General features: G+C 45.8%; 12 protein-coding genes. All 12 read left to right on the top strand.

Annotated features, from left to right (window positions below; all coding sequences use genetic code 11):
* The first annotated feature begins 2 nt into the window (after positions 1-2).
* Positions 3-1,883, top strand: coding sequence for a prolyl oligopeptidase family serine peptidase (locus D791_RS09385; RefSeq protein ID WP_051514382.1), 1,881 nt, complete (start codon positions 3-5; stop codon positions 1,881-1,883).
* Positions 1,884-2,026: 143 nt separating this feature from the next.
* On the top strand, positions 2,027-2,308 hold the full coding sequence (locus D791_RS09380; protein WP_036510746.1) for a type II toxin-antitoxin system RelE/ParE family toxin: 282 nt from the start codon (positions 2,027-2,029) through the stop codon (positions 2,306-2,308).
* Positions 2,309-2,318: 10 nt separating this feature from the next.
* Positions 2,319-2,630 carry a HigA family addiction module antitoxin gene (locus D791_RS09375; RefSeq protein WP_036510743.1) on the top strand — a complete coding sequence of 104 codons (312 nt, stop codon included), beginning with the start codon at positions 2,319-2,321 and terminating at the stop codon, positions 2,628-2,630.
* Between the two features lie 246 nt (positions 2,631-2,876).
* Complete coding sequence (locus D791_RS20350) at positions 2,877-3,095, top strand: zinc ribbon domain-containing protein (RefSeq protein WP_202806846.1); 219 nt, start codon at positions 2,877-2,879, stop codon at positions 3,093-3,095.
* 51 nt (positions 3,096-3,146) lie between these two features.
* The gene (locus D791_RS09370; RefSeq protein WP_036510740.1) at positions 3,147-3,473 is read left to right on the top strand and encodes a LysR family transcriptional regulator; all 327 of its coding nucleotides are present in this window, start codon (positions 3,147-3,149) and stop codon (positions 3,471-3,473) included.
* A gap of 184 nt (positions 3,474-3,657) precedes the next feature.
* Positions 3,658-4,197: an OmpA family protein gene (locus D791_RS09365; RefSeq protein WP_051514381.1), complete on the top strand. Its 540-nt coding sequence runs from the start codon at positions 3,658-3,660 to the stop codon at positions 4,195-4,197.
* 77 nt (positions 4,198-4,274) lie between these two features.
* Positions 4,275-5,081 (top strand): type VI secretion system-associated FHA domain protein, encoded by an 807-nt coding sequence (locus D791_RS09360; RefSeq protein WP_036510737.1) that lies wholly within the window; start codon positions 4,275-4,277, stop codon positions 5,079-5,081.
* On the top strand, positions 5,081-5,710 hold the full coding sequence (tagH, locus tag D791_RS09355; RefSeq protein WP_051514380.1) for a type VI secretion system-associated FHA domain protein TagH: 630 nt from the start codon (positions 5,081-5,083) through the stop codon (positions 5,708-5,710). The genes D791_RS09360 and tagH overlap by 1 nt, the downstream gene beginning before the upstream one ends.
* Complete coding sequence (gene tssJ / locus D791_RS09350; protein ID WP_036510733.1) at positions 5,673-6,203, top strand: type VI secretion system lipoprotein TssJ; 531 nt, start codon at positions 5,673-5,675, stop codon at positions 6,201-6,203. Before tagH ends, tssJ begins: the two co-directional genes overlap by 38 nt.
* Positions 6,204-6,217: 14 nt before the next feature.
* Positions 6,218-7,546 (top strand): type VI secretion system baseplate subunit TssK, encoded by a 1,329-nt coding sequence (gene tssK, locus D791_RS09345; protein ID WP_036510731.1) that lies wholly within the window; start codon positions 6,218-6,220, stop codon positions 7,544-7,546.
* Positions 7,547-7,587: 41 nt separating this feature from the next.
* Entirely contained in the window at positions 7,588-8,859 is a 1,272-nt protein-coding gene (tssL, locus tag D791_RS09340) for a type VI secretion system protein TssL, long form (protein WP_162149941.1), read from the top strand.
* Between the two features lie 16 nt (positions 8,860-8,875).
* Entirely contained in the window at positions 8,876-12,346 is a 3,471-nt protein-coding gene (tssM, locus tag D791_RS09335) for a type VI secretion system membrane subunit TssM (RefSeq protein ID WP_036510723.1), read from the top strand.
* Positions 12,347-12,348 lie beyond the last annotated feature (2 nt).

The following is a 12,348-nucleotide window of genomic DNA, read 5'->3' as shown; positions in this document are numbered from 1 at the left end:
GCATGATGGCCGTGCCCTCAGCCGAGAAGGTCGTTAAGGGCTTTAAAGAATATCATTCGCTGGCAGCCACGCCTCAGGGGGTGGCTTGGGTTGAATCAAACCCTGTTACAGGCCGTAACCGTCTTTATTTTAGTCAACTAGGCAGCGTCACGGCCATTACACCTGAAGAGTCGAGTGTACGCAGCCGTGTGAATGAGTATGGCGGCGTGGCTTGGACACGGGTGGATAATGCCTTTGCTTGGGTCAATGCCGCGGATCAGCAAATTTGGATCAGCCCTTATCCCGCAGACGATCCTATCCTTTCGTGCCCTGAGGTGAGTGTCCCTTTAACCTCGACGCCACAGCGGCGCTTTGCTGACCTTGTCTATGATGGACAACACCAACGTCTGCTGGCAGTTTGTGAGATAGCGGTGGATGAAGCGTCCGAGCCGCAACAAAGTATTGTCTCGATTGACTGCACGACTGGAGCCGTTTTGGATATTCTGCAGGGTGCCGACTTCTATGCTTACCCGCGTTTGAGTCCGGATGGCAAGACGCTGGTTTGGATCGAATGGCAACATCCGCATCAACCCTGGCTGTTCACGCAATTCAAGTTAATTCAATTGGAGGATGGTCATCCTGTCATTTCCACACAGACTCAGCTAGCCAATAATGCCAGTTGGTTACAGCCTCGCTTTTTGCCCAACGGTGACTTGGTGGCGCTGGGTGATCCCGACAATTGGTGGAATCCGTATGTATTTAAGCAAACAGAGCAGGGCTATCCCCAAGCTTCGCCTTTGCTGGATGAGATCCTGCCCGTCGAGTTTACAACCGCCCCTTGGGCACTGGGTTTGAGCACCTTCGCGTGGGATGAGCAAGGGCATCTCCATGCGCTGGTGCAGGAGCAAGGCTACAGTCGCTATTGGCGTTTTGATGCACAAACCAAGGCTAAGCATTCGGTCACCTTGCCCTTTTCACGTCTCAGCAGTCTGAGCCTAAGCTCAACCCATGCGTATTGTGTTGCAGAGAGTGAAGATCGTTATCCAGGTGTCGTCGCTTTGGATCTTGTCGAATTGACTTGGAAGATCATCGTGGGTGCGGACACGCCCGATCATCCAGTGAGCTTACCTCAGCCCTATTGGATCAAAACCACAAACGCTTGTGACGTGCAAAGTTTTTACTATCCGCCCCTCACACCGCCTTCACAACTGACACAGGAGCCGAGCGCACCGCCTTTAATTCTGCTCACACATGGTGGCCCGACATCGGCAACCTATCCCGTGCTAAACCCCCGTGTCCAATACTGGACATCGGCGGGTTTTGCCGTGGCCGATATTAATTACCGTGGATCCTGCGGTTATGGACGCGAATTTCGATGCACCTTGGCGGGCTGCTGGGGGCGGGCTGAGGTTGAAGATGTTGAGCACTTGGTTGATCAGCTCGTGGCCAAGGGTCTGGCTCATACTGATGCGTTGTTTATTCGTGGTCAAAGTGCAGGCGGCTATACCACCCTGATGGCCCTGATTCACTCTGCGCGTTTTAAGGCGGGTGCTAGTCTCTACGGTGTCAGTGATTTGCTGCCCCTGCATGCGCATACCCATAAATTCGAGTCTCATTACTTAAGTTGGTTGGTGGGAGATGAGTCGGAAATGAGTCAACCGGAGCGTTCACCTGCCCACCTTGCACATGCCTTACAAGCGGAGGGGGTTATTTTCTTTCAAGGATTACAAGACCCCGTCGTGGTGCCAGAGCAAACCCATGCCATGGTGGCGGCTTTGAAAGCAGCGGGTAAGACTGTAGAGGCCATTTACTTTGCCGATGAAGCACATGGATTTCGATTGGCTTTGCATCAGCAACAGGTTTTGGAGCGGGAGTTGACGTTTTATATGGGGTTTAAACCATAAAGAGTTATGAATGAGTTGAATAATGCCTTTGATATGTTTAGATGGTTTTTTGCGGTGTGTTTTTCAGTCGACGACTGGCTAGTATTTAGTTAAGATATTTGACTATAATGTTACCTAACAGGTAACACTTTAAGGCATATTGGATGGCGATAAAGACTTTTAGACATAAAGGATTAGAGGATTTTTTCTATGACGGTACAACCAAGGGGATTAATCCTAAGCATGCCACCAAACTAGAAACCCGTCTTGATCGTCTGGATGCCGCGATTTCACCGGATGATATGAATTTGCCTGGATATCGTCTGCATTCCTTGAAAGGGAAAATGCAGGGGCGGTACGCGATTGATGTATCGGGCTCTTGGCGTCTTACCTTTGAATTTGATAATGGTGATGCCATTGTCGTGGACTATGAACAATACCACTGAGAGGTGAATCATGACACGTATTCGTACCCGCAAGCCGGCCCATCCAGGCGTTGTGTTTAAGGCTGATGTGCTTGATCCATTGGGATTGAGTGTAACAGCAGCTGCTAAAGCGATGGGCGTATCACGCAAGCACCTGTCTTTGTTCGTGAATGGCCATGCGTCTTGTAGTAAAGATTTGGCACTGCGAATCGCGAAAGCGTCCGGTACTTCAGTCGCCAGTTGGCTCACGATGCAGTCTCGATATGATGTATGGGAGGCAGAACATTCTGATAACAGTCGCTTTGCATCGGTCCAGTCACTCGTGGAAGTGGCTCATGTATAACGTGCTAAACAGAAGTTTAATTGGAAGTATTTGTGGTTCTGCTAGGATTTGAGTCCTTGAAACTAGGGCATCGTTTTTCAAGCTAGATGTACTTTCAGCGAATCAATGACGAAAAAGAAGAGCGAGTTGTTTGCGTTGAATCCCTCGCTGTGAAAAACATGATTCAACACCCCGCACTGGCAAAGTCGATAGCCGATGCCAACTGGGGTGAGCTTGTAGTACAAAGGTGAGTGGGTTGATCGATCTGTGGTTCAGATTGACCGTTGGTTTCCCAGCTCGAAACGCTGCCCAACCAAGGGTTTCGGGTATATCAACGACAAACTGTCGTTAACTGTCTGGTCATGGACATCCCCATCTAGCGGAACACCCCATGACCGGGATATGGCAGCAGCGATCAATATCAAGGCGGCAGGGCTTGTCGTGTTAGCCTCTGGAGCGACTGGGGCAGGGGCGCGGGCTGCCTAACGACTGGCCAACGCCTAGTGAAAGCGTGTTGAACGCGGAAGGGAGGGGAGGGTGTCAACGAGAGGTCCTCGCCATCTGGAAGTAACCTCAAAAGGTATGGAATTACTCGTTGATTCGCGACGAATGCTGGAGCTGCAGCTAGAAGCACGAGAGCCTCTGTTCGGCCCAAAGCTATCCGGCATGATTTGTATAGGTGTTCCGGACGGCTATGCAATGTATCTGACGCCTGTGCTGCGAAGCTTTGCTGGCCGACATCCGGGAGTGGATATTGAGTTAACCTGCGAGCAATTAACCTCTCATATACCTTGCAAATCGACACTCCCGCAGTGCCCCCACCACCTAGAGCAGTTCAAGAATAGCCTCCCCGCCTTGGAATAGGAGTTGACGTTTTATATGGAGTTTCTGTTTTAGCAACTGATGATTTTGTTATTACCAACATCTTTGATTTATCGATAGGGATTTTAAACAACTTAACGCTAGATTTATGTGGAAAATTTATTTACCATAGCTTCCAGCAATGATTGCGCTCAGGACTGAAGTTTAAACGTTATTAGGAAAGAACATGGAATTAAATCTGAAAAAAGCCATATTTATTGGCTTGGCCTGCTATGTATTGGCTGGCTGTTCTTCAAACCCATCTCAGCAAACCCCTCAAAATGTTGAAACAGAGCAAGTACAAACAACGGATGTGTTAGATTCGGTTGTTGATGCACTGATGACATCTCCCCATTTAGAGCTTAAACAAACAGATGATGAAACTTTATTAATAGAGTTTCCAAGCATTCAAGCATTTAGTTTTGATGGTTCACGTTTAAGTCATGAGCTTCAGGCGGCATTGGTTGATGTCAGTCAAGCTTTAATGCACATACCAAATCTAAGAGTAAATGTGATAGGGCATACCGATAATCTTGGTAATGCTGAATATAATCAAGTCTTGTCTGAAAATCGTGCTAAGCAGGTTGCAGACTTTTTACGTCAGCAAGGATTTAATCCAATGTTTTTGACGACAGCCGGTTATGGCCCTGCCCATCCGATTGCGGATAACCGAACGGCAAAAGGACGTGCGGCGAATCGCCGAGTTGAATTGATGGTGTCATTTTAATTGGGATCAGTTTAAACAAGCCCCAATATCCTTTGGATTAATACACCCTCTTTAATGGAGCTTGAAAGGAGTTCAAGATGCGGATGGAGCTGAGTGTCGTCAGCAAACAGCAAGCGGAGTTACAAAGCAAAAGTTCTGTTTTTATAGAGGCAGAGCCTTTGTCTATCGGTCGTGCTATCGATAACCACTGGGTCTTGCCGGATGAAAATTTATATTTATCCGGTAAGCACTGTATTATAAATCGTAAAAATAATCGCTTTATTATTTCAGATTTAAGTACCAATGGTGTGTATTTGAACCATAGTGAAAAGCCGATTGGTCGAGGCCGTTGCGCGGTATTAAATAATGGAACTCTAATACGGATTGGCGATTATACGATTCGAGCTTCGATTGATGAGTCGACGGTCAGAAAAGCCGACTCTTTGACAAATCCGTTATGTGACTCAGCTCCGGGTAGTGCGCTAAGCGAAATGTTGGTAGATCAAACACCAGTGGAAGGTGCCATGAAAACATCATCTTCATTTGCGGCTGATCATATCAGTCCAGAACATGTGAGTTTGACGCGTTCCACGTCTTATAGTGCTATTGAGTCCCCAGTACTCCTGCCTGAGAATTGGCTTGAAGAGCCAAGTGTAGAGGATTCTTTCGACGAGACTCCTGTTGAACAAGAGATTGATTTAGAAAAGTTATCTGTAGAGCAGCCTGTGCTCGAAGCGCCAGTGGAGCAGCCACAGGAGTTCGTGCATCAGAGGTTGCAAACGCCAGAACAAGAAAATCCCGTTGTAGATATGTCACCGATACAGCAGCCATTAATAGAAGAGTGGGAAAGCGAACAGTCGGATGAAACGATTGAAGATATGGGTGCCAATCACTCGGAAGGGTGATGCGTATTCAAGAGCGCAGCGCTCATGCTTTAAATGAAAACGATCAGACACTATTGAGCCAAATATTATCGACAGCGGGGATTGATCCTGCCTTAGTGACGAATCCTCAAGATGTTGCGGATCGATTAGGCGTTCTTATAAAGTATTTTTCAAATGGAATGATCCAGACCCTGGCAACTCGCTCGATGGTAAAGCGAGAGTTTCGTTTACAACAAACAATGATACAGCCAACCGATAATAATCCATTTAAATTTTCGCCTACAGGTCGAGAGGCGCTCAATATTGCTTTATTTTCCTCCTCTTCAGCCTATTTAACGAGTGATCAGGCAGTTTCGGATAGTTTTAGAGACATACAAGCACATCAATTAGCCATGATGTCTGGAGTTCAAGAGGCTTTAATAAAACTGATGGAGCGTATTAATCCCGAAAAACTGGAAGCGCGCTTTAATAAAAAGCCTAGACATTTATCAGGTGTTCCTGGATTAAAAAAAGTAAATCACTGGCAAGAGTACAAAGATTTCTACGGGGATTTGCAGGCAAGTATGCGTGATGATATTCAAGGATTTTTCATCAAGGAGTTTGGTGTAGCCTATGAGCAGCAGCTTAAAAGAATCAGCGCTGAAAACTAAGCATTTTCTTATTGGTTTCGTAATGGTTATGACTCTATTGGGCTGCAGTCCAATGGAAGTGCTGCGCGTGGTGAGTTCGCAGGAAGGAAAGTTTTTTGTGGATATTGAGCTCATTGCTTCAGATGGGCTTAACCCTAATGATGCAGGTTTGTTTTTTCCTGTTGAAGTTCAGGTTTTTCTGATGACGAATGATCGAGAATTTAAGCGAGCCGATTATTTTGAATTTCATCATGCAAACATGCGAAGCACTGCAGATTTAGAAAAATCTGTTGTGTTGAGGCCGGGTGAGATTATGCCTGTTCATTTCGAGATTAATGAAGTTATTCGCTACGTTGGTGTTGTGGCCGCTTTTCAGGATATTGATCGCGCAGTTTGGCGCGACGTAATACAGATTGGTGATAATCGCGGTTTTCTTGCTAAGTATTTGAGTTTTAATAATCGTGTTCAGCTGCGTGTTCATCTTGATGGAACAGTCGTTTCTTTTGAAACATAAAGAGAAGTATTTAAATGAATTGGTATAAAAAGGTTGCATGGACCGAAGGGATGTTCATGCGTCCACAGCATTTTCAGCAGCAAGATCGTTATTTTGAAAAGTTTGTGAACTTAAAAACAACCTCTCTGGGTGGTTGTGCATGGGGCGTTATGCATTTGGCTCTTGATCAGGGCGCGTTGAAGATTGGCAAGATTATGATAAGTGAATGTGTTGGCATTTTTGAAGACGGAACGCCCTTTGAAATGCCTGGCACTGATCCGCTCCCTGATGCGTTGGATATTAGTGAATTGAAAGAAGGGGATTTGATTAATCTCTGTTTACCCTTATGGAAGAAGGGGGCAGTGGAGATGGATCGATCACAGCAGGAGGTCAGCCATGCTCGGTATCGTATTGAAACGCATAGCATTGTAGATTCAGTTGCTGGGCGCAGCCAGGTAGCAGATATTGATGTCGCGCACAAAAAACTGCGGTTATTACCGGAGCGGCTGGTGCATCAACACATGACAACGCTTAGGATTGCTCAAGTCCGATCCGTATCAGGCAACACAATAGAATTAGAGAGGGAGTTTGTACCGCCTACGCTTCATACTAGGGGAAACACAACGTTAACTTCTTATGTACACGAAATTGCAGGGCTTTTGTCGCTGCGAAGTCAGCTGTACGCTCAGCGAATCCTGAATGCAGGAACCGAAGGGGCCGCGGATATTTCGGATCTTATGCTGTTACAGATTTCAAATCGCTATAAGGTTTTGTTTGATCACTACAGTCAATTAGAACACATTCATCCTATGGTTGTGTATGAGCAAGGTCTGAGTCTTGCTGCGGAGCTCGCAACATTTACATCCGATACTCGGCTGCCAAAAGACCTTAGGGGCTATGATCATAAGCAACTCAAGGCTTGCTTTGTTGAGTTGATTCGGGAGCTGAATCGATCGTTGAGTACCCTATTGGAGCAAAATGCCCATCGCATTGAACTTGAGATGAAAGGGTATGGCGTTCGTGTTGGTCAGATTCCGAGCAATGAGTTGTCTGATCGCGCATACATCTTGGTTGTTACCTCGGATATGCCAAAAGAAGTCTTGAGAAATAAGCTACCGACACATTTAAAAATAGGTCCAGTGGAATTGATTACACAACTTGTTAATCGTCACCTGCCAGGCATAAAAGTTGAACCTATGCCCGTAGCTCCACGACAAATTCCCTATTATGGAGGTGCCGTATATTTCGAATTGCAAGCTCAAGGTAAGCACTGGGACAGCATTAGTGCGAATCGGTCAATCGCACTTCATATTGGTGAGCAGTTTCCAAATCTGGAAATGGATTTGTGGGCGATAAAATATTAATTCAGGGATGATCAATGGCCTTTATCAAAGATAGAACAGTTATGATTCCTACCCCGGGAGGGCGTGGACGGTTTGACACGAGCCCAGAGGTTCAAAAGGAAGTCTCGTCGTCTATCCTCTCGGCCGAGGAGGTTTCACAGCTATCAAGTGGATTGAATGTGCTGGAGAACAGTGCGTTCGAAATTTTATCTCTGTTGCCATCCATTCGTACCCAAACGACTGAGCTCACTGCGGATCAGCTCAGAAGCAAGTTGATCGCCATGGTCGAGTCCTTCGAAAGATCAGCGTATGACGCCAATTTAGACTCGAAGGATGTGGAAATTGCGCGGTATATTTTGTGCGCAACTGTTGATGAACTTGTCATGAACACACCTCTAGGTGAAGAGGCTCAATGGAGCCGACATTGCCTTCTAAGTCATTATCATGGAGAAACCTGGGGGGGTGAAAACGTATTTGTCATTCTTAGCAACTTAAATAAGAACCCGCACAAGAATATCGATTTATTGGAGTTGATTTACATTTGTTTGGCACTGGGTTTTGAAGGAAAGTATGGCGTAGAAGCCGATCGTCTCAGCCAATTGTATGAGCTTAAGAAAAGCCTCTATCACACGTTGACTCAGATTAGAGGAACGATGCCCAAAACACTGTCCCCACATTGGAAAGGGGAGGATACGCTTGCTAAAGCCTTGCGCAATTTTCTACCACTTTGGGTCGCCGCTGTCTTTTTAGTCGCCATGGCGTGCATGGTGTATTTTTACTTGTTGATTCATGTTAACGATCAATCGAGTACTGCATTACGCAGTGCATCCAGAGTACTCACCGAGCAGCACAGTCAGTTTAGAGTGCAACTGCCACAGGTAAATGAGTCTGTATTTATTCGGGTCAGTCGTTTATTTGCTCCTGAGATTGAGAAGAATCAAATTCGTTTATCCGATCGTTCGCAGCAGATCCGCATTGTTATTAATTCAGATTTGCTTTTCCGTTCGGGCAGTGCGGAGCTTGAGCCTGAATATGCAGCGCTGATTTCCTACATGGGTAGGGAGTTGATGAGCGAGCAAGGACGAGTTTTAGTTGAGGGGCATACCGATAGCATTCCAATTAACACCATCAGATTTCCATCCAACTGGCACTTATCCCAAGCACGCGCGGAGCAGGTCAAGCGCCTACTGGAACAGGCGGGTCAAGAGTATGGACGTTATCAAATCGAAGCGAGAGCCGATACTCAGCCGCTCGCAAGTAATGCAACACCGGAAGGGCGTGCACAAAATCGGCGGGTTGAGCTTGTACTTTTACCAGAAACGGATTGGCGATAATGAAAGGGATATCTGAATGAAAATGTTTTTTGGCACTTTTCTCAGTGTCGGGAGCTTATTGAGTTTAGTTGCACTTGGGCTGATAAGCCTAATGATTTGGTTTGTTTTACCTGCGTTAACGATGGGAGGCGCTGAGCCTTTTCAATCGATGTGGGCACGTGCGAGCATGATCGCATCTTTATTTGTGATGAGCTTTGCTTACAAGTTGAGGGGATGGATTGCAGATCGTAATCGTAATCAAAAATTAGAAAAGGCGGTCGTAGAAGACCCCTCACGGCCAGAAAGTGAGTCGACGGATCCGACTGAGTTTAAGACGAAGTTTGAAGAGGCCATTCATGTATTAAAAAAACTAAAAAACCCTGCTACTAAGGGGCATTATCTCTATAACTTGCCATGGTATATGCTCATCGGCCCTCCTGGAGCAGGTAAAACAACGGCATTGATTAATTCCGGATTACACTTTCCTTTAATGGATCGTTTTGGTGCTTCAGTTCGAGGCACGGCAGGAACTAAAAGTTGTGATTGGTGGTTTACCGATCAAGCGATTTTGATTGACACAGCCGGTCGTTTTACAACTCAAGATAACCAAGTTGATCGAGATAAAAAAGACTGGAATACCTTCCTATCGCTTCTTGTGAAGTATCGAAAGCGTAGACCCATTAATGGCATTATCGTGGCATACAGTGTTGGTGATTTAGTTAGCAAGGATGAAGCTGATCTGATTGCGGATGCAAAGATGATTAAGCGTAGGGTGTATGAGCTTTACGACACGCTTAAGATTAAGTTTCCAGTCTACTTGGTTCTCACCAAACTCGATTTATTACCGGGTTTTGATGAATATTTTGCGACCTTAGACACTGAAGGTCGAGAGCAAGTGTTTGGGACGACCTTCAAGCTAACCGAGCAGGACGTTGACCCAGTCAGCGGTTATTTGATTGAGCATCGCTTATTAGTTGAGCGTTTGCAGGTCAAAGTATTGGATGTGCTTAAACAAGAGTCTGACCAGTCTAAACGAGATGCGGCGTATATTTTTCCGCGAATGATGGCGTCCCTGCAGGATCGAATAGCGTTATTGATTGATAGCAGTTTTACAGCGACTCGATTTGAACAGCCTATTATGTTACGGGGGGCGTATTTTACCAGTGGTACTCAAGACGGCAGTATGTTGGATCGAGTGATCAGTGGTTTATCTGCGCATTTAGGGCGAGCAAGATCAGCGGATAAACGTCAAGGTAAAAGCTTTTTTATAAAGCATTTGCTTCAAGAGGTTGTATTCAAGGAAGGGGGGTTAGCTGGGCAGAACAGACGATTTGAAAAAATACAATCAGCACTCTATGTCATGACGTGTACATTCATGTTATTGGCAACCGTCGGTATGTCGGCTTTGTGGTATCAAAGTTATTTAAAGAATATGGAGTATTTACATCAGTTTGACGAAGCGATTGTTGAGATTGATCAGTTAAGCCAAAGCCTACCGGAAAGCGATCATAGTTTAGAACGCATACTGCCAGTGCTACATAAAACACGTCATTTGCCCTTTGGTTATGCAAGCTTAAATGACAGGGGGCCTTGGTTCAAAGGCGCTGGGTTAAATCAGACGGGCAAAATGCAGAATGAAGCCATCGCATTGTACGAGCGCTCTTTGCTGAATATCTTACTTCCCCGCTTTATGTTTTTTATTGAAAATCGATTGCTTCATGCATCTGAGACGACCTACGATGATTTGACAATGTATCAAATCTTGGGAGGAACTGTTGAAAAGGACGATGATTTTATTCGACGTTACTTGCGCTTGGTTGTATCTAAAGACGGTCAAATACTCGGTGACAGTCTAGGTCTGCATATCTTTCATTTGCTGTCTATTTTACCGAATCACTATGCACCCACATTGAATCAGGAGTTGCTGGAACATGCACAACGAAGAGTTTTGCAGCAACCCGCGGCATCCCGCTTGTTGGATCAAGTACAGCACGAAGCAAAGCGATTGCAGCTACGACCGTATCATTTATTGGATTTAGTCGGTACTCAGGGGGCGATGATTTTTTCTGTTCAGGGTAAAGGGATTCAAGATACGTTAATCGATAGCCATTTTACACATCAAGCTGCTCAGCTTTTTTTTGCTGAACAAACAGATCCACTTGCTCGAATTATCGCAAAAGATGCGCAGGTGTTAGGTTATGACTCAATATTGGAGGAACGTTATAGAGCGGATGTATTCAGGCAGTATTTGCAGCAGTATCAAGAGGCGTGGTTGCAGACGTTGCAATCGATTGAGCTAACGGATACGTCCGACTCACAAGCAAAAATCCGCACGATAGAAACCTTGACTCAAGCAGGCTCTCCGCTCACTCAGTTGCTAAGCGTGGTTCGAAAAAATACTGAGTTCTCGGCACTCTTTGTATCCCCAGCAACACTGGTTGAGCAAGGGCTTGATTTTAATTCACTTGACGAGCTGGCCTTGTTAAGCCAAGCCAATTTCGATGTTTTATCCTTAGAGGCAATGCCTGTTTTGCTTCATCTCCATCAGTTAGTCCACCCCAATGAGGCTGGGCAGTTTGAACGCTTGTCGCAACTCTATGTGCAGCTAAATGAGTTGAGCGTCTTTTTAAAGGGCTTACAAGGTAGCATCAATTTAGAGCGAGCCGCATGGATGCAAGCCAGTCAGCATCAGGGAATGAGTGACGTGGTGACGCGTTTGGAAAATGAGATGTCACGTCTACCCGAGCCTATATCGGGGTGGGTGGCTCAATTGATTAACTCTGCGAAAGCTCAAACCGGAGCGCAAGCGCGCAGTTATATCCAAAATCAATGGTCAAGCAACGTAGTGCCCGCGTGCCGCGATATGATCGAAGATCGATATCCCTTTTCAGCACATGCTTCTCGCGAAATGACCCTAAGAGACTTAACCACCTATTTTGCATCTGGTGGAATCGTTGACCGTTATTTTCAAGAGTTTTTAGCACCATATGTTGATCGATCACGCACGCCATGGCGTTGGCAAAAAATTACGGGTTTCGAGTCCATGGAGGTGAATAGAGTCCTTCGGCAAATCGAATTAAGTCATCGAATTCAAAATATGTTTTTTGGCCCGGGTGGGCAAACGCCGTCTCTGAGTTTTGAGTTGGTGCCAAGGGATGTTGATCCTAGCATTCTAAAGGTCACTTTGGTGGTTGATAACGAAGAATTAAGCTATTCACACGGTCCCAAATTAGGCCGTCGCTTTACGTGGCCTTCCGCAAATCTTAGCACTCAGTCATTTGCACGTTTGGTTATTGAAACGCATGAAAATGCGGAGTCGTTGACAGAACGGGGGGAGTGGTCATTGTTTAGACTGCTGGATAAAGGGCAGATCACATCATTGGACAGTGAACGTTATTTACTGGAGTTCAAAACGCGTAAAGGTGTTCCCTTGTCTTTCGAGTTGATTGCGGGAAGCGTCTACAACCCGTTTGATGCAAATCTATTTAAATCCATCAGGTGTCATTGATC

Origin of the sequence: Nitrincola nitratireducens (assembly GCF_000585235.1) — a bacterium.
Lineage (GTDB): Bacteria > Pseudomonadota > Gammaproteobacteria > Pseudomonadales > Balneatricaceae > Nitrincola > Nitrincola alkalisediminis.
The sequence above is the reverse complement of the archived record's forward strand: the minus strand, read 5'-3'. Positions and strand labels throughout refer to the sequence as shown.